The 18,457-nt window shown below is 63.7% G+C and carries 14 protein-coding genes; 8 read left to right on the forward strand and 6 right to left on the reverse strand.

Features of this window, described 5'->3' with window-relative positions; translation table 11 throughout:
* Window positions 1-6: 6 nt before the first annotated feature.
* Genes hpaE through hpaI form a run of 5 tightly spaced genes read left to right on the forward strand, consistent with a single transcriptional unit; the run spans window position 7 to window position 4,453 of the window.
* On the forward strand, window positions 7-1,488 hold the full coding sequence (gene hpaE, locus R2N11_RS13805) for a 5-carboxymethyl-2-hydroxymuconate semialdehyde dehydrogenase (RefSeq protein WP_316681549.1): 1,482 nt from the start codon (window positions 7-9) through the stop codon (window positions 1,486-1,488).
* A 52-nt stretch (window positions 1,489-1,540) separates the two neighbouring features.
* On the forward strand, window positions 1,541-2,410 hold the full coding sequence (hpaD, locus tag R2N11_RS13810; RefSeq protein ID WP_316681430.1) for a 3,4-dihydroxyphenylacetate 2,3-dioxygenase: 870 nt from the start codon (window positions 1,541-1,543) through the stop codon (window positions 2,408-2,410).
* A gap of 13 nt (window positions 2,411-2,423) precedes the next feature.
* Window positions 2,424-2,813: a 5-carboxymethyl-2-hydroxymuconate Delta-isomerase gene (locus tag R2N11_RS13815; protein WP_199029916.1), complete on the forward strand. Its 390-nt coding sequence runs from the start codon at window positions 2,424-2,426 to the stop codon at window positions 2,811-2,813.
* Between the two features lie 3 nt (window positions 2,814-2,816).
* Window positions 2,817-3,620 (forward strand): 2-oxo-hept-4-ene-1,7-dioate hydratase, encoded by an 804-nt coding sequence (hpaH, locus tag R2N11_RS13820; protein WP_316681431.1) that lies wholly within the window; start codon window positions 2,817-2,819, stop codon window positions 3,618-3,620.
* A gap of 29 nt (window positions 3,621-3,649) precedes the next feature.
* Window positions 3,650-4,453, forward strand: coding sequence for a 4-hydroxy-2-oxoheptanedioate aldolase (gene hpaI, locus R2N11_RS13825; RefSeq protein ID WP_316681432.1), 804 nt, complete (start codon window positions 3,650-3,652; stop codon window positions 4,451-4,453).
* 6 nt (window positions 4,454-4,459) lie between these two features.
* Here the strand turns inward: hpaI and hpaR are convergent, their stop codons facing one another.
* Window positions 4,460-4,924, reverse strand: coding sequence for a homoprotocatechuate degradation operon regulator HpaR (gene hpaR / locus R2N11_RS13830; RefSeq protein ID WP_021194657.1), 465 nt, complete (start codon window positions 4,922-4,924; stop codon window positions 4,460-4,462).
* A 12-nt stretch (window positions 4,925-4,936) separates the two neighbouring features.
* Window positions 4,937-5,746 (reverse strand): exodeoxyribonuclease III, encoded by an 810-nt coding sequence (gene xth, locus R2N11_RS13835; protein WP_199029911.1) that lies wholly within the window; start codon window positions 5,744-5,746, stop codon window positions 4,937-4,939.
* A gap of 140 nt (window positions 5,747-5,886) precedes the next feature.
* On the opposite strand from xth, the gene R2N11_RS13840 reads away from it, so the two are divergent.
* Entirely contained in the window at window positions 5,887-7,161 is a 1,275-nt protein-coding gene (locus R2N11_RS13840) for an amidohydrolase family protein (protein ID WP_316681433.1), read from the forward strand.
* 54 nt (window positions 7,162-7,215) lie between these two features.
* Here the strand turns inward: R2N11_RS13840 and R2N11_RS13845 are convergent, their stop codons facing one another.
* The 4 genes from R2N11_RS13845 to R2N11_RS13860 all read right to left on the reverse strand — a co-directional run bounded on the left by R2N11_RS13845 (window position 7,216) and on the right by R2N11_RS13860 (window position 13,649).
* Window positions 7,216-9,318: a M3 family metallopeptidase gene (locus R2N11_RS13845; protein WP_316681434.1), complete on the reverse strand. Its 2,103-nt coding sequence runs from the start codon at window positions 9,316-9,318 to the stop codon at window positions 7,216-7,218.
* Window positions 9,319-9,411: 93 nt separating this feature from the next.
* Window positions 9,412-10,281: a bifunctional methylenetetrahydrofolate dehydrogenase/methenyltetrahydrofolate cyclohydrolase FolD gene (folD, locus tag R2N11_RS13850; RefSeq protein WP_199029905.1), complete on the reverse strand. Its 870-nt coding sequence runs from the start codon at window positions 10,279-10,281 to the stop codon at window positions 9,412-9,414.
* A gap of 94 nt (window positions 10,282-10,375) precedes the next feature.
* Window positions 10,376-11,011 (reverse strand): response regulator transcription factor, encoded by a 636-nt coding sequence (locus tag R2N11_RS13855; RefSeq protein WP_199029903.1) that lies wholly within the window; start codon window positions 11,009-11,011, stop codon window positions 10,376-10,378.
* Window positions 11,012-11,048: 37 nt separating this feature from the next.
* Window positions 11,049-13,649 (reverse strand): PAS domain S-box protein, encoded by a 2,601-nt coding sequence (locus R2N11_RS13860; RefSeq protein WP_199029901.1) that lies wholly within the window; start codon window positions 13,647-13,649, stop codon window positions 11,049-11,051.
* 282 nt (window positions 13,650-13,931) lie between these two features.
* Between R2N11_RS13860 and aceE the strand changes: the two genes are divergently transcribed.
* Window positions 13,932-16,622 carry a pyruvate dehydrogenase (acetyl-transferring), homodimeric type gene (gene aceE / locus R2N11_RS13865; RefSeq protein ID WP_199029899.1) on the forward strand — a complete coding sequence of 897 codons (2,691 nt, stop codon included), beginning with the start codon at window positions 13,932-13,934 and terminating at the stop codon, window positions 16,620-16,622.
* Window positions 16,623-16,775: 153 nt separating this feature from the next.
* Complete coding sequence (aceF, locus tag R2N11_RS13870) at window positions 16,776-18,422, forward strand: dihydrolipoyllysine-residue acetyltransferase (RefSeq protein ID WP_316681435.1); 1,647 nt, start codon at window positions 16,776-16,778, stop codon at window positions 18,420-18,422.
* The last annotated feature ends 35 nt before the right edge of the window (window positions 18,423-18,457 follow it).

Below are 18,457 nucleotides of genomic sequence, written 5' to 3' on the forward strand. Positions count from 1 at the left end.
ACGCGCATGCATGCCGTCAGCATGGACCCCGTCAAACACTGGATCGACGGCCGTCAAATCGACAGCGCCGAGCGTTTCATTACCACCAACCCGGCCACGGGTGAGGCGATTGCCGAGGTGGCTTCGGGCGGCGAGGCGGAGATCAACGCAGCAGTGGCGGCGGCCAAGGCGGCATTCCCCGCGTGGGCCAATACCCCGGCCAAGCAACGCGCCAAGCTGATGCGCCGCCTGGGCGAGCTGATCGAGCAGAACGTGCCGCACCTTGCCGCGCTGGAGACGATGGACACCGGTTTGCCGATCGCTCAGACGAGCAAGCAGCTGATTCCGCGCGCATCGGAGAACTTCCACTTCTTTGCCGAGGTATGCACGCAGATCAACGGCCGCACATACCCGGTCGACGACCAGATGCTGAACTACACGCTGTATCAGCCGGTGGGCGTGTGCGCGCTGATCTCGCCGTGGAACGTGCCATTCATGACGGCCACCTGGAAGGTTGCGCCGTGCCTGGCGCTGGGCAACACGGCGGTGCTGAAGATGTCGGAGCTGTCACCGTTGACGGCGGATCAGCTGGGCCGTCTGGCGCTGGAAGCCGGCATTCCACCCGGTGTACTGAATGTGGTGCAAGGCTACGGCGCAACCGCTGGCGATGCGCTTGTGCGGCATCCGGACGTCCGCGTGGTGTCCTTCACGGGCGGCACCGCCACCGGCAAGCGGATCATGGAGCGCGCTGGCCTGAAGAAGTTTTCGATGGAACTGGGCGGCAAATCGCCCGTGCTGATCTTTGATGACGCCGATCTGGAGCGCGCGTTGGACGCATCGCTCTTCACCATCTTCTCGATCAACGGTGAGCGCTGCACCGCCGGCTCGCGCATCTTCGTGCAGGAGAGCGTGTATGACGACTTTGTGCGCAAGTTTGCCGAGCGGGCCAAGCGCCTTGTGGTGGGTGACCCAGGGGATGAGAAAACCAACGTCGGCTCGATGATCACGCGCGCGCACTGGGAAAAGGTGACGGGATACATCCGCCTGGGCGAGCAGGAAGGCGCCAAGATTCTAGCGGGGGGGGCGGATAAGCCGGCAGGTCTGCCGGAGCACCTGAAGAACGGCAACTTTGTCGCGCCGACGGTGCTGGCCAACGTCGATAACCGCATGCGCGTGGCCCAGGAAGAGATCTTTGGCCCCGTGGCGTGCCTGATCCCGTTCAAGGACGAGGCGGATGGCCTGAAGCTCGCCAACGACGTGGAATACGGCCTGGCCTCATATATCTGGACACAGGATGTGGGCAAGGTGCATCGACTGGCGCGCGGCATTGAGGCGGGCATGGTGTTCGTCAACAGCCAGAACGTGCGCGACCTGCGTCAGCCGTTTGGCGGCGTGAAGGCATCCGGCACCGGGCGCGAGGGCGGCGAGTACAGTCTGGAGGTATTTGCCGAGATCAAGAACGTCTGCATTTCAATGGGCAGCCACCATATCCCGCGCTGGGGCGTGTGACACGCCGCAAGACAACGCAAGACAATCAAAGACAAGGGCGGAAGGAGACACCATGGGAAAGCTGGCCTTGGCCGCGAAGATCACCCACGTACCGTCGATGTACCTGTCAGAACTTTCCGGCAAGCACTACGGCTGCCGGGCGGCTGCCATCGATGGGCACCGCATCATTGGGCAGCGTTGCCGGGATCTGGGCGTGGACACCATCGTCGTGTCCGACGTGCACTGGCTGGTCAACGCCGGTTACCACGTCAATTGCAATGCGCGCTTCGAAGGCATCTACACGAGCAACGAGCTGCCACATTTCATCAAGGACATGCGGTATGCGTATCCGGGAAACCCGGTGCTCGGCCGACTGATTGCCGAGACGGCAACGGCGCGCGGCGTGTTCACGCGTGCGCACGAGATCGACAGCCTGGAACTCGAGTACGGCACGCTGGTGCCGATGCGCTACATGAACAGCGACCAGCATTTCAAGGTGGTGTCGATTGCCGGCTGGTGCGCGTGGCACAAGCTGGACGAGAGCCGCCGCTTTGGCGCCGCGCTGCTGGAGGCCATCGAGGCGAGTGACAGCACCGTCGCGTTCCTCGCCAGCGGATCGCTCTCGCACCGCTTCAACGACAACGGCAGCCCGGAAGCGTCCATCCACCAGATCAGCCGCGAGTTCTTCAGGCAGGTCGACCTGCGCGTGGTGGACCTGTGGAAGCAGGGCGACTGGAGGACCTTTTGCGCGATGTTGCCGGAGTATGCGGCGTTGTGCGAGGGCGAGGGCGGCATGCACGACACGGCCATGCTGCTTGGCCTGCTCGGCTGGGATGCCTACGACAAGGGTGTCGAAGTCATCACCGACTATTTCCCCAGTTCCGGTACGGGCCAGATCAACGCGATCTTTCCGCTGCCCGAACGGGGTCAAACCGGGGCTTGAGCAGGAGACCGTCATGCCGCACGTCATCGTCGAATACACCGACAACCTGGGCGACGACGCCCGTATTCCGCAACTGCTACAGGTCCTCAACGAGACCTTGATCGCGCAGAACGGCGTGTTCCCGACCGGGGGCGTCCGTTCGCGCGCCATCCGGTTGACGGACTACCGTGTTGCCGATGGCAAGGAAGACGACGCCTTCGTCCACGTCACGCTGAAGATCGGCGCTGGTCGCGCGGCCGCGGTCAAGAAAGCCGCCTGCGATGCGCTATTCGACGCCATCAAGACGCATTTTGCCGAGGCGTTTGCCAGGCGCTATCTGGCGCTCTCGATGGAGCTGACCGAATTCGATGAAGGCGGCAGCTACAAGCACAACAATATCCACGCGCGTTTTCGCAAAGCCTGACCCATGCTCGAACCCACGACCATCCAGACCATTGCGCGTCGCCTGCACCAGGCCGAGATCGACCGCAAGCAGATCCGCCAGGTTTCACTCGACCACCCCGAGATCACCATTGAAGACGCCTACGCCATCCAGCGTGAATGGGTGGCGATGAAGCTGGAGGAGGGCCGACGCCTGAAGGGCCACAAGATCGGCCTGACCTCGCGCGCGATGCAGCAGTCCTCGCAGATCGACGAGCCAGACTACGGCGCGCTGCTCGACGACATGTTTTTTGCCGAAGGCAGCGAGATTCCTACCAACCGCTTCATCGTGCCGCGCGTGGAAGTGGAGCTGGCCTTCGTGCTCGGCAAGCGGCTGGAAGGGCCGGAGGTGACGCTGTTCGATGTGTACGACGCGGTGGATCACGTGATCCCGGCCTTGGAGATCATCGACGCACGTTCACAGTCGATTGACCCGGACAGCGGTCGCCCGCGCAAGGTGTTCGACACGATCGCGGATAACGCCGCCAATGCCGGCGTGGTGATGGGCGGCCGCCCAATCCGCATGCGTGATGTGGATCTGCGCTGGGTCGGTGCCATCCTGTCGCGCAATGCGGTGATTGAAGAGACCGGCGTGGCGGCGGGCGTGCTGAACCATCCTGCCAACGGTGTGGTCTGGTTGGCCAACAAGCTGGCCCCGCACGGTGTGGCGCTGGAGCCAGGGCAAGTCATTCTGGGTGGCTCGTTCACGCGCCCGGTGCCCGCCCGCCCCGGTGATACATTCCACTGCGACTATGGTCCGCTCGGCAGCATCGCCTGCCATTTCGTCTAACCGTCTAACGCTCAAAGGATGCCTCCGTCATGCAGCTCCCGGTGAACCACTTCAAGCGCGCGCTGGCCGAGGGTCGCCCGCAGATCGGCCTCTGGCTGGCGATGACGCATCCGTATCCAGCCGAGATCGTCGCGGGGGCTGGCTTTGACTGGCTGCTGATCGACAACGAGCACGCGCCGAACCAGTTGCAATCCACGCTGGCCCAGCTGCAGGCCGTCGCGCCGTATCCCTCTCACCCGATCGTGCGGCCAGCCTGGAATGACGCGGTGGAGATCAAGCGCCTGATGGACATCGGCGCACAGACGCTGCTGGTGCCGATGGTGCAAAGCGCAGACGAGGCCCGTGCGGCCGTTGAGGCGATGCGCTATCCGCCCGAGGGCATTCGCGGCGTGGGCAGCGCATTGGCACGCGCGTCACGCTGGAACCGCGTTGACGACTACCTCCGCCGTGCCAATTCAGAAATGTGCACGCTGGTGCAGGTGGAAACCACCGAAAGCCTGGCGCATCTCGATGCAATTCTTGCGGTGGATGGGGTGGACGGCGTCTTCATCGGCCCGGGGGACCTGGCGGCGTCCATGGGCCACCTGGGTGAGCCCGGCCATCCGGAAGTCCGCAAGACGATCGACGATACGATTCGCCGCATCGTGGCCTCTGGCCGGGCGGCGGGCATTCTCTCGGCTGACCAGGCGCAGGCTAGGCACTACTTGTCGCTCGGGGCGACCTTCGTGGCGGTCGGAACGGATGTGACCTTGCTGGCTCGCAGCGCCGAGCAACTGGCTCAGGCGTTCAAGGGCGAGGGCGCCAAGCCGCAGAGGGGCGGCAGCGTCTACTGACGGGCGTTATTCGTCACCGGTAAAACGCGACATCGGCGTGTGCGTTTCCATGACTCGGATGGATTCGTCGATGGCAACGTAGAGCGCATCCAGGCGCGCGCGCCCGAGTTGGGCTTCGATGCGCGCATACTCCGCGTCCACCTGAGGCTCCACATCGGCCAGGAACCTGCGGCTCTTGGGCGTGAGCGAAATCACCTGCCGGCGCTGATCCACCGACGAGCGCGTGCGCACAATCATCTCCGACTGTTCCATTGCCGCCAGCATGCGCGTCAGGCTCGGACTCAGGATCAGGCATGCGTCGGCGAGCTGGTTGGGCTCCATGTCGCCGGTGTCGTTGAGCGTGCGCAGCACGCGCCATTGCTGCTCGGTGATGCCGTGCTCGCGCAGGATCGGCCGGAAGCGCGCCATGAAGGTCTCACGCGCACGCAGTAGCAGATGCGGCAGGTTGCGATGCTTGAAGGTGGATGCCATGCGGAGTCTGCCTTATGCGTCGCGCAAGGCTGCGACTACGGGCGTGTGGTCAGACGGCTGCTCCCAACCGCGCGGCACCTTGTCGATATGGCACGACTCGCACAGCTTGGCGAGTTCGGGCGACAGCATGATGTGGTCGATACGCAGGCCGGCGTTGCGTCTGAAGCCGAACATACGGTAGTCCCACCACGAGAAGAGCTTGTCTTCCTGCTCGAACATGCGGAATGCATCAACCAGCCCAGCACGCTCCATCGCCCGAAACGCCGCACGCTCCTCCGGCGATACCAGGTTCTGGCCCTCCCACTTCTTCGGGTCGTGCACGTCGCGATCTTCCGGAGCGATGTTGAAGTCGCCCAGTAGCATCAGGCGCGGATGCACGGCCATCTCGTCTTTCAGCCATGCTTGCAGCGCTTCAAGCCAGCGCAGCTTATAGACAAATTTGTCGGAGTCCAGCGCTTGGCCGTTTGGGATGTAGGCGGAGATCACTCGCACCGGGCCACCGGCCATGTCATAGGTGGCGGCCACGATGCGTTGCTGCTCGTCGGCAAAGCCAGGAATGTTCTTTACGACGTCGCGGCCTTCGGGCACGGCCGCCTTGCGCGCGAGGATGGCCACGCCGTTATAGGTCTTCTGTCCCGTGAAGAGCGACGCGTAGCCCGCGGCATCCAGTTCTGCCAGCGGGTAGCGGTCGTCAGGCAGCTTGAGTTCCTGCAGGCAAAGCAGGTCGATGGGGGTGCCGTCAGCCTCGCGTTCGGCCAGCCATTGCAGCACCTGCGGCAAGCGGACTTTGAGGGAGTTGACGTTCCAGGTGGCGACGCGCATGAGGGAGCGATCCTTGCAAATGGCGACGGCGCGTAGAAGCGGCGCCGTCCAAATCGAACGTTATTGTGCCATCAAGCGCCATCGCCGCCGCCATCGCCGGCTTGGGTTAGATTGGCGCAAGCGTAGCCACAGGAGCCCATATGGATTTCGTGATCCGCAATGCCAATCTGCCCGATGGACGCACCGGTATTGACATCGGCATCGAATCTGGCCGCATTGCCGCCGTGCAGCCGAACTTGCCCGTACGCGGTGTTGACGAGTTCGATGCAGCCGGGGCGCTCGTGTCGCCGCCGTTTGTCGACGCGCATTTCCACATGGATGCGACCTTGTCGTACGGCTTGCCGCGTGTGAACCAGTCCGGCACGCTGCTCGAGGGCATCGCGCTGTGGGGCGAACTCAAGCCAGCGCTTACGCAAGATGCGCTGGTCGAACGCGCCTTGCATTACTGCGACTGGGCCGTCGCGCGTGGCCTGCTGGCAATCCGCTCCCATGTGGACGTGTGCGACTCGCGTCTGTTGGCCGTCGAGGCGCTGCTGCACGTCAAGCGTCAAGTGGCGCCGTATCTGGATCTGCAGCTTGTCGCCTTCCCGCAGGACGGTCTGCTGCGCAGCCCGGGCGCCTTCGACAACCTCAAGCGCGCCATCAGCATGGGCGTGGACGTTGTTGGAGGCATCCCGCATTTCGAGCGGACGATGGCCGACGGCGCCGAGTCTGTGCGTCTGCTATGCGAATTCGCAGCCGAGTGCGGCCTGCGCATCGACATGCACTGTGATGAGTCTGATGACCCGTCCTCGCGCCATATCGAAACACTTGCCGCGCAAACGCATCGCCTCGGTTTGCACGGTCGCGTGGCCGGCTCGCACCTGACGTCGATGCACTCGATGGACAACTACTACGTCAGCAAGCTGTTGCCGCTGATGCGCGAGGCGGGTGTGGCGGCGATTGCCAATCCGCTGATCAACATCACGCTGCAGGGGCGGTCCGATACGTATCCGAAGCGACGTGGCATGACGCGCGTGCCTGAGCTGCTGGCGGCCGGTATCGATGTCGCCTTCGGCCATGATTGCGTGATGGACCCTTGGTACAGCCTTGGCTCTGGCGACATGCTGGAGGTCGCCCACATGGGTCTGCATGTTGCGCAGATGACCGGACAAGACGCTATGCGCCAGTGTTTTGCAGCGGTGACCGAGGCGCCCGCGCGCATCCTGGGGTTGGAGGGCTACGGCATCGCGCTGGGGTGCCATGCGGATCTGGTGGTGCTGGATGCGCGTGACCCCATTGAGGCGATCCGCTTGCGCGCAACGCGCACGCTGGTGATGCGACGGGGTCAGGTGGTGGCGCGTACGCCGGCGCCACATGCAGCGCTATCACTGCCAGGCCGGTCTGTGCGCGTCGATTTTCGGTTGCCCCAATGAAAAACGCCGCTTCGGCTTGCGCGCGAAGCGGCGTTGTTCTTGCACCGTAGACCGTCAGGCGGCCTCGGCCACCATGCCGCCGTGGCGCAGCAGCGCGTCGATGCTCGGTGCACGCCCTCGGAAGGCTGTGAACGATTCGATCGCCGGGCGGCTGCCGCCAACTTCCAGCACTTCGCGGCGGTAGCGCGCACCGGTTTCAGTGTCGAGTACCGAGCCGCTCAGCTTGCTGGCTTCTTCAAACGCCGCGTAGGCATCTGCCGACAGCACCTCGGCCCACTTGTAGCTGTAGTAGCCCGCTGCATAGCCGCCCGCGAAGATGTGGCTGAACGTATTCGGCCAGCGCGACAGTTCGGCCTGGGGTACCACGTGGAAGCGGTTGTTGACCTGGCGCGAAAGCTCCAGCACCGACGTTGAACCCTTCGGGTCGAAATCCGTATGCAGATGCATGTCGAACGTCGAGAACACGATCTGGCGCAGCGTCATCATGCCGTTCTGGAAGTTCTTCGCCGCCAGCATGCTGTCGTACAGCTTGCGCGGCAGGGGCTCGCCGGAATTGACATGGCGGGTCATGCGCGACAGGACTTCCCACTCCCAACAGAAGTTCTCCATGAACTGCGAGGGCAGCTCCACCGCATCCCATTCCACGCCGTTGATGCCGGACACGCCCAGCTCGTCCACACGCGTGAGCATGTGGTGCAGGCCATGGCCGAATTCGTGGAAGAGGGTGATGACCTCGTCGTGCGTGAACAGCGCGGGTTTGTCGCCGACCGGGCCGGAGAAATTGCAGGTCAGGTAGGCCACCGGGGTTTGCACGCGCGAATCTGCCAGCGCCTTGCGGCCGCGCGCGTCATCCATCCAGGCGCCGCCACGCTTGCCGTCTCGGGCGTACAGGTCGATGTAGAACTGTGCGAGCAGCTCGCCCTGGGCCGATTCGACGCGGAAGAAGCGCACGTCCGGGTGCCACACCGCAGCTTGTTCCGGGCGAATCTTCACCGAGAACAGCGTCTGCACAACGTTGAACAGGCCGTCCAGTACAGCCGGCTCGGGGAAGTACTGCTTCACCTCTTGCTCGGAGAACGCATAGCGTGCCTCGCGCAGCTTTTCCGAGGTGTAGGCCATGTCCCACGGTTCGAGCTTGTCGATGCCGAGTGTGGTCTTGGCGAAAGCCTGCAGCTCTTCCCAATCCTTCTCGGCAAAGGGGCGGGCACGGTCGGCCAGCTCACTCAGGAAGCGCAGGACGTCTTCCGGCGAATCCGCCATTTTCGGCACGAGCGAGACCTCGCCAAAGTTGCGGTAGCCGAGCATGTGGGCTTCTTCCGCACGCAGCGCGAGCTGTTCTGCCATGTTGGCGGTGTTGTCCCACTCCGCCTTGCCGCCGCCGTACTGCGTGCCCAGTTCGGACGCGCGCGTGACGTTGGCTTCGTACAGCGTGCGGCGCAGCGCGCGGTCATCTGCGTATTGCAGCACCGGGAAGTACGACGGGAAGTGCAGGGTGAACTTCCAGCCGGTCGCGTTCGGGTTGTCGCGACGGGCGGCTTCCTGCGCGGCCTGCTTGGCGTCGTCGGGCAGGCCGGCCAGGCGGGCTTCGTCGTCGATCAGCAGCGCGTAGGCGTTGGTGGCGTCCAGCACGTGGTCGCTGAAGGCCTTGGTCAGTTGCGCCTGCTGCTCCTGGACGGCGGCAAAACGCGGTTTCTGATCCTCCGGCAACTCGGCGCCACCCAGGCGGAAGCCGCGTAGTTCGTTGTCGAGCAACTTCTTGCGGGCGGCATTCAAGGTGGCGTATTCGGCACTTTGCGCGATGGCTTTGTACTTCTCGAACAGTGCGAGATCCTGCCCCAGGCCCGACCAGAATTCGGTGACGCGCGGCAGGTTGGCGGCGTGCGCTTCGCGCAGGGCCGGCGTGTCGGCTACCGCGCTCAGATGTCCGACGATGCCCCAGGCGCGGCCCAGCGGCTCAGTGGCGTCTTCCAGCGCGGTGACAACGGTATTCCAGGAGACTGGTGTGGCTGGGTCCTTGACCTTGGAGACCGCCGCTGCGGCGCGTTCAAGCAGCACGTCGATGGCCGGCGTGATGTGCTCAGGGCGGATATCTGCAAAGCGCGGCAGACCGGAGAAATCAAGCAGCGGATTATTGGCTTGGAGCGAGGTATCGGTCATGGCGGGCTCAGTAGGAAAAAATCGGAGACAAAAAAAGCGTCCGATCCATCAGGTTGGGACGCTTTTTCCGTTTCCAATGGTGGAAAGTGAAGCTTACGCTGCCAGCGAACCTCCTGCGGCAACGCGTTCAGCAGCTTCCAGGGTGTTGATCAGCAGCATGGTGATCGTCATCGGGCCGACGCCGCCCGGCACCGGGGTGATGTAGCCGGCGACTTCCTTGACGCCGGCAAAGTCGACATCGCCGCAGAGCTTGCCGGCATCGTCACGGTTCATGCCCACGTCGATCACGACGGCGCCGGGTTTGACCATGTCGGCGGTGATGATGTTGCGGCGGCCCACGGCGGCCACGATGATGTCGGCCTCACGCGTGTGGGCGGACAGGTCGCGCGTCTTGCTGTTGCAGATCGTGATGGTGGCGCCGGCTTGCAGCAGCAGCATCGCCATCGGCTTGCCGACGATGTTCGAGGCGCCCACCACCACGGCATTGGCACCGCGCACTGGGTAGTTGATCGATTCCAGCATCTTCATGCAGCCGTACGGCGTGCATGGGCGGAACAGCGGGGCGCCGGTCATCAGCGCGCCGGCGTTGGCCACGTGGAAACCGTCGACGTCCTTCTCGGGCGCGATGGCTTCGAGCACCTTGTGGCTGTCGATGTGCTTGGGCAGCGGAAGCTGGACCAGGATGCCGTGGATGCGTGGGTCGCGGTTCAGGGCGTCGATGCGGCCGAGCAGGTCGGCTTCGGTCAGGTCAGCCGGGTAGCGGTCGAAGACGGAGAGGAAACCATTGTCTTCGCAGGCCTTGATCTTGTTGCGCACGTAGACCTGGCTGGCCGGGTCTTCGCCGACGAGGATGACGGCCAAGCCGGGCTGGTGGCCGCGCGCGGTGAGGGCGGCAGCGCGTTGTGCGGCTTCGGCGCGGAGTTGCTTGGCAAGCGCGTTGCCGTCAATGAGTTGGGCGGTCATGGCTGGGCGGAGGAGGGTGAGGGCAAACCGCGATTATAAATCGGCGCCTCCCTTCCAGCCGCCCTGGTTGCTCACAACCGGCCCACAAAACGGATCAGCTATTGCGCGAGAGGGCCAGGCGCAGCAGGTCAGCCACGGTGTTCACGTTGAGCTTTTCCATGATGTTGGCGCGATGGGCTTCCACCGTCTTGATGGAAATGCCCAGGTCATCGGCGATCTGCTTGTTCAGGCGGCCGGCAACGATGCGCTCGAGCACTTGTTGCTCGCGCGTGGTCAGGCGGCCGAGCAGGTCCTTGGCGGCCTTCTGCTCGCGTGCGACGGAGTCTTCCGAGCGGGCCTTGCTGAGCATGCGTTCGACCAGTTCACGCAGTTCCGATTCGTCGAACGGCTTCTCGATGAAGTCGACCGCGCCTTTCTTCATGGTCGACACCGCCATCGGCACGTCGCCGTGGCCGGTCACGAACACGATCGGCAGGCGGCTGTTTTCGGCCATGAGGCGGTCTTGCAGCTCGGGGCCGCTCATGCCTTGCATGCGTACGTCGAGGATCAGGCAACCGACGCCGTCGGTGCGCTTGTCGTCCACGAGAAATTCTTCAGCGCTGCGGTAGGTGCGCACGGTGTAGCCGTTGCCTTCGAGCAGCCACGTCAATGAGTCACGCATGGCCTCATCGTCGTCGACGACGAACACGGTTTCGTTGCGCGGAGCAACTGCTGCGGGCGTTGTGCTCATGGAGAGTCCTCGGTCTACGTTCTGTTTTAAAAACGATTTACAGCGGGTTCAGCGGCAGGATGATTTTAAACGTACAGCCGATGCCATCGGCATTGTTTTCTACCCAGAGCCTGCCGAGGTGGGATTCTATGATGGAGCGGCAGATGTTCAGGCCCATGCCCATGCCGTCGGATTTGGTGCTGAAGAAGGGCTCGAACAGGCGCTCCTTGGTGCTGTCGTCCACGCCCGGGCCCTGGTCGATGACCTCGATGAGCACGGAGTTGTCCGGATCATCGATCAGGTTGGCGTGCAGGCGCAGGACGCTCGCGGCGCGCAAGCGCGGGTGGGCGGCCATGGCTTCGGCGGCATTCTTGAGCAGGTTGACCAGCACCTGTTCGATCAGCACCGGGTCGACGTACAGAGGCGGCAGCTCGGCCGGCAGGCGCGTGAGGATGGTGATGCCGCGACGCGTGGCCTCCAGCTCCGCCAGGCCTACGGCATCGGCCACGATGTCGCGCAGATCGGATTCGCGCCGCTGCGGCTGGCTGCGTTTCACGAAACCGCGGATGCGCTGGATGATCGTACCGGCACGCACGGCCTGGGCGGAGGTCTTTTCCAGCACGGGGATCAATTCTTCCGCCGTGCTGCGCCCACTCTTGAGGCGGCCGACTGCACCCATGCAGTAGTTATTGATGGCGGCCAGCGGTTGGTTCAATTCATGCGCCAGGGACGATGCCATCTCGCCCATGGTCGTCAGGCGGCTGGTGAACTGCAGGCGCTCTTCGTGCTGGCGCGTCATTTCTTCAGCGGCCTTACGCACGGTGATGTCGGTGGCGATTTGCATCTGCGCGAGGTGGCCGTCCACCCATTGGATGTAGCGGCGGCGCACTTCAAACCATTTCTGCATCGCTGGGACGTAGATTTCGCGAGCATCGGCGGCGTGCGGCGTCAGCTCGGAGGCGGGCAGGCCGGCGTAGCCGTCCACCATGTCCAGGGCATCGCTGGATACATCTTCCGTGTTGACGTCCTGGCCCGAGAGCTGCAGGTGGCCAAAGGCCTCCCAGCCGAAGAGCTGGCGGTAGTAGCGGTTGGCAAACAGCAACTCGGCCTTGTCGGTGGAGAGCACGGACACGGCGGCGTCCAAGCTTTCCAGCACAGTGGTGAAGCGGTCGTGTGCGGCGGCCAGATCTTCGCGTGCGCGCTTGGGTTCGGTGATGTCGGTGATCGAACTCATCCAGCCAGTGTGCCGACCGCGTGCATCGATCAGTGGCGAGACGTACATCCGTGCGTAGAAGCTCGTGCCGTCACGGCGCATCATTCGCAGCTCCATGCCATTGGCTGGGGCCTTGCCGCGCAGGGTCAGCTCGATGTGCTTCTGCATCTCGCCGATTTCGTTGGGTGGCCAGTACGGGAAGGGCGGCATGCGGCCGACCAGTTCGGCCTCCGTCCAGCCGATCATGCGGCAGAAGGCAGGATTCACATAGGTGATGCGGCCGTTGAGGTCGAGCGCGCGCATGCCGATCACCATGGAGTTTTCCATGGCGCGGCGGAACGAGGTTTCGGCCAGCAGCGCGCGCTGCGCTTCGGAGCGGCGGCTTGTGTGCCGCCAAACGCTCCACAGGCTCCAGATCACGAAGCACGACAGGCCCGCCACCAGCCACATCAGCATGTTGTTGGGCAGGTTGGACGGCGCCGGATACGCCTCCGCCCGCAGCGACAACGAATGCCCCGGCGGGTCCAGCAGCACTTCGTACGACGCAGCCGCCTTCGGCACCGGCCGTAGCGATGTGCTGGCGCGGATCACGTTGTTCTTGTCGACAAGGGAGAAGCGGTAGCGGTCCGTCAACTCCCCCGGTAGCAGCTGCGTAAGAATGCCGGTGACCGAGTACATGGCGCCCACCGTGCCGAGGAACTCGTTGTCGCGCACGATCGGTACTTCCATGAGCATGAAGCTCTCGCCGCGCTCGTTCTGGATGGGGCGGGAATAGACGGCGCGCTGCGTCTCACGCGCGGCGTCGTAGGCGGATTGGATCTCGGGTTCAAGCGGGTGCTCACGCGTCTCGCGTATGCGGGTGACGAATTCAGAGCTGGCGGGGAAGGCCCAGCGCGGGCGGCGGGTGGCGTCCAGCCAATTGATAAAGACCAGTTCGGGGTTCTCGCGCAGCAGTTGGCGCGCGGCGTCGCGGTAGGCGCTTGGGTCAAGCTGCGCGGCGCCAATGTCGCGGGCCAGCGCCGCCACCTGATCCTGGTTGCTCTGCAGTGACAGGCGCACCTTCTGCTCGGCCCAGGCGGCATCGCGGTAGAGGGCGTCGCGCTGCTGCTGCACCTCGGTGGCGTGCAACTGATACAGGATGAAGATCATCGCGCCGGCAAACAGGACGATTGCCACCAGCGGAATGAACATGAACCAGTTGGTCGTCCATAGTCGGCCCAGGCGCGTCATCCAGAGCCGACGTGGCATGCTGGGGCGCACGCCCTCATCAGGTGGCAGCTCTGGCGCGGGCACCGCTGTATTTGCAGACGCAGGCGCGGCAGGCGTCGGCGGCTCGGACAACTCGGACACTTCAGATGACCGGGCCGGGTCCTGCTGGGCGTGGCGGGGGGAAAGCATGATGGGCGGACGAACGCCGGAATTCTGCGGAGGTAAGGGTGTGGACATCTGTGCAACTGCGCAAAACCAAGTGTAACGGCAATTAACGTGCTGGTCGCTTGGGGAAACCGCTTGGTGACGCACATTTCGCCAGCAGGGAAATGCTGCGCTGCAGCGTTAAAACTGATTTGTTTTGCATCGCCGCAATATTCCACATTATAAAAAACCATATCGCAATTTGAAAATTCCGCTTGTGCTGTATTTGCGTGTCCCCATAGAATCAGCGCAAAAGTTGGGGTACCCCCAATCTAACGAGACGCACCTACCGTTACTGCTACCAAGGAGACCGCCATGTCGGCCGTACCAGAACAAGTCCTGGGCGCCACGAGCGCCAGCGACGTCGATCCCCAGGAAACCAAGGAATGGCTGGAGGCGCTGCAAGGCGTCATCGGCGCGGAAGGCCCGCAACGCGCGGCGTTCCTCCTCGATAAGCAGATCGAGTACGCGCGCATCAACGGCGTGACCTCGCCGCTGCACGCAGAAACCCCCTATATCAATACGATTCCGGTCGAAAATCAGGACCGCATTCCTGGCGACCAGGAAATCGAGCACCGCATCCGTTCGTACACGCGCTGGAACGCCATGGCGATGGTCCTGCGCGCGAACAAGGACACCAACGTCGGTGGCCACATCTCGTCGTTCGCGTCTGCAGCCACGCTGTATGACGTCGGCTACAACCACTTCTGGCACGCCCCGTCCGATAAGCACGGTGGCGACATGGTCTTCGTGCAGGGCCACTCGGCACCGGGCGTGTACTCGCGCGCCTTCCTGCTGGGCCGCTTGACCGAAAACCAACTCGACAGCTTCCGCCAGGAAGTGGACGGCCAGGGCATCTCGTCGTATCCGCACCCGTGGCTGATGCCGGATTTCTGGCAGTTCCCGACCGTGTCGATGGGCCTGGGCCCGATCATGGCGATTTACCAGGCGCGCTTCACCAAGTACTTGGCCAGCCGCGGCCTGATCCAGAACTGGGAAAACCGCAAGGTCTGGGCCTTCCTGGGCGACGGCGAAACCGACGAGCCGGAATCGCTGGGTGCGATCGGCATGGCCGGCCGTGAAAAGCTGGACAACCTCGTCTTCGTGATCAACTGCAACCTGCAGCGCCTGGACGGTCCGGTGCGCGGCAACGGCAAGATCATTCAAGAGCTGGAAAGCGAATTCCGCGGCGCCGGCTGGAATGTCATCAAGGTCATCTGGGGCAGCCGCTGGGATCAACTGCTGGCGCGCGACACCAAGGGCCTGCTGATGAGCCGCATGATGGAATGCGTCGACGGCGAGTACCAGACCTTCAAGTCGAAGAGCGGCGCGTACGTGCGCGAGCACTTCTTCAACACGCCAGAACTCAAGGCCATGGTGGCCGACTGGTCCGACGACGACATCTGGGCACTGAACCGTGGCGGCCACGATCCGCACAAGATCTACGCGGCGTTCCAATCGGCAACCAACCACAAGGGCCAGCCGACCGTCATTCTCGCCAAGACCATCAAGGGCTATGGCATGGGCGAAGCCGGCGAAGCGATGAATATCGCCCACCAGCAGAAGAAGATGCCGGTGGATGCCATCCGCAAGCTGCGCGATCGCTTCAACATCCCCGTGGCTGACGACCAGCTCGAGCACGTTCCGTACGTCAAGTTCGAAGAAGGCTCGAAGGAACTCGAATACATGCGCAAGGCCCGCATGGACCTGGGCGGTTACCTGCCGGCCCGTCGCCAGAAGGCCGACGCGCTGCAGATTCCGGCGCTGGCTGCCTTCGACGCGTTGCTCAAGGCCACCGGTGAAGGCCGTGAAGTGTCCACGACGATGGCCTTCGTGCGCATTCTGAACATCCTGCTGAAGGACAAGAACATCGGTAAGCACGTGGTGCCCATCGTGCCGGATGAGTCGCGTACGTTCGGCATGGAAGGTCTGTTCCGCCAAGTCGGTATCTGGAACCAGGAAGGCCAGAAGTACGTGCCGCAGGATCACGACCAACTGATGTTCTACAAGGAATCGCAGACGGGTCAGGTGCTGCAGGAAGGCATCAACGAAGCCGGCGCCATGTGCGACTGGATCGCAGCCGCCACGTCGTATTCGACGCATGGCGTGGCGATGATCCCGTTCTACATCTACTACTCGATGTTCGGCATCCAGCGTATCGGCGACCTCTGCTGGGCCGCCGGCGACATGCGCTCGCGCGGCTTCCTGCTGGGCGGCACCGCTGGCCGTACGACGCTGAACGGTGAAGGCCTGCAGCACGAAGACGGCCACTCGCACGTGTACCACGCTGCCATCCCGAACTGCATCTCGTATGACCCGACGTTCCAGTACGAACTGGCCGTGGTGATGCAAGACGGCCTGCGCCGCATGTATGTCGAGCAGGAAGACGTCTACTACTACCTGACGGTGATGAACGAGAACTACGAACACCCGGAAATGCCGGCGGGTGTCGAAGCCGACATCATCAAGGGCATGTACCAGTTCAAGAAGGGCGTCGAGAACAGCAACGCACCGCGCGTGCAACTGCTGGGTTCGGGCACCATCTTCCGCGAAGTGATTGCCGCTGCTGAGCTGCTCAAGAAGGACTGGGGCGTCGAGTCCGACCTGTGGGGCTGCCCGAGCTTTACCGAGCTGGCCCGTGAAGGCAACGCTGTCACCCGCTGGAACCTGCTCAACCCGACCGAACCGCAACGCGAGTCGCACGTCGAGAAGCTGCTCAAGAACGCACGCGGCCCGGTTATCGCATCGACAGACTACGTTCGTACCTTCGCTGAGCAGATCCGCGCCTTCGTGCCGCGTCGCTACGTGGTGCTGGGCACCGACGGCTTTGGCCGCTCGGATACCCGCGAGAAGCTGCGCCACTTCTTCGAAGTGGATCGCTACTGGGTGACTGTTGCATCGCTCAAGGCGCTCGCCGACGAAGGCGTGCTGCCGCGCGAAAAGGTGGCCGAGGCACTGAAGAAGTACAACCTCGATCCGAACAAGCCCAACCCGATGACCGTATAACGGAGCCGCCGGGCGCGCGGGTTGCGTCCCGGCCGGACACCGCTCCGGCAGACTTTCCGCGACGTGCATTTGCCTGCACGATGCGGTAGCCTGCGGGGCACTGTGTGTCCGCCGCCGGATGCTCTCGCCGCCAGACCCTCTGGAGACAGAAGAATGAGTCAAGTCGTAGAAATCAAGGTGCCGGACATCGGCGACTACAAAGACGTCCCGGTGATCGAAGTGCTGGTCAAGGCGGGCGATACCGTCAACGCCGAGGATTCGCTGGTCACGCTGGAATCGGACAAGGCGACCATGGATGTGCCGTCGCCCAAGAGCGGCGTCGTCAAGGAAGTGAAGATCAAGGTGGGCGACACCGTGTCAGAAGGCGCGCTGGTGCTGCTGCTCGAAGAGCAGGGCGCTGCCGCTGCTCCGGCGCCTGCCGCACAAGCTCCGGCACCGGCTCCGGCCGCCGCTGCGCCGGCACCCGCGCCTGCTGCGCAAGCCCCGGCACCCGCGCCGGTGGCTGCAGGTGGCGGCACGGTTGAAGTGAAGGTCCCGGACATCGGCGACTACACCGACGTGCCGGTCATCGAGATCAGCGTGAAGGTGGGCGACAAGGTGGAAGCCGAGCAGTCGCTGATCACGCTCGAATCGGACAAGGCCACGATGGATGTACCGTCGCCGGCTGCCGGTGTCGTCAAGGAAATTCGTGTGAAGGTGGGCGATGCCGTGTCGCAAGGCACGCTGATCGTTGTGCTGGAAGGCGCTGGCGGCACGGTTGCTGCACCGACCCCTGCGCAAGCTCCGGCCTCTGCGCCGGCTGCCGCTGCACCGAGCCCGGCCCCCGCAGCTGCACCCGCCACGTACACCGCTGATACGGTCGGTACGGTGGGCAAGGCCGCCCACGCCAGCCCTTCGGTGCGCAAGTACGCACGCGAACTGGGCGTCAACGTGAACCTCGTTGGCGGCACGGGCCCGAAGAACCGTATCACGCAAGAAGACGTGCAGCGCTACGTCAAGGGCGTGATGAGCGGCCAGGCTGCAGCGCCGGGCAAGGCTGCTGCTGGCGCACCGGCTGGTGGTGGCGAGCTGAACCTGCTGCCGTGGCCGAAGGTGGATTTCACCAAGTTCGGCCCGGTCGATCCGAAGCCGCTGTCGCGCATCAAGAAGATCTCGGGCGCGAACCTGCACCGCAACTGGGTCATGATCCCGCACGTCACCAACAACGACGAAGCGGACATCACCGACCTCGAAGCCCTGCGCGTGACGCTGAACAAGGAAAACGAAAAGGCCGGCGTGAAGTTCACGATGCTGGCATTCGTGATCAAGGCCGTGGTCGGCGCACTGAAGAAGTTCCCGACCTTCAACGCGAGCCTGGACGGCGACAACCTGGTGTTCAAGCAGTACTTCCACATCGGCTTCGCGGCGGATACGCCCAACGGGCTGGTGGTGCCGGTGATCCGCGATGCGGACAAGAAGGGCCTGGTCGATATCGCCCGCGAAATGGCGGAATTGTCGAAAGCTGCGCGTGACGGCAAGCTCAAGCCAGACCAGATGCAGGGCGGCTGCTTCTCGATTTCGTCGCTGGGCGGCATCGGTGGTACGAACTTCACGCCGATCATCAACGCGCCGGAAGTGGCCATCCTGGGCCTGTCGCGTGGCTATCAGAAGCCGGTGTGGGACGGCAAGCAGTTCGTGCCGCGCCTGACGCTGCCGCTGTCGCTGTCGTACGATCACCGCGTGATCGACGGCGCGGAAGCAGCGCGCTTCAACGCGTATCTGGCCAGCGTGCTGGCGGATTTCCGCCGCGTCAGCCTGTAAGCCTGCACGGGCACGGCACGCGTCTGGCTTCGAGC

The sequence above is a fragment of the Ralstonia flaminis genome, from assembly GCF_958415495.1.
Lineage (GTDB): Bacteria > Pseudomonadota > Gammaproteobacteria > Burkholderiales > Burkholderiaceae > Ralstonia > Ralstonia flaminis.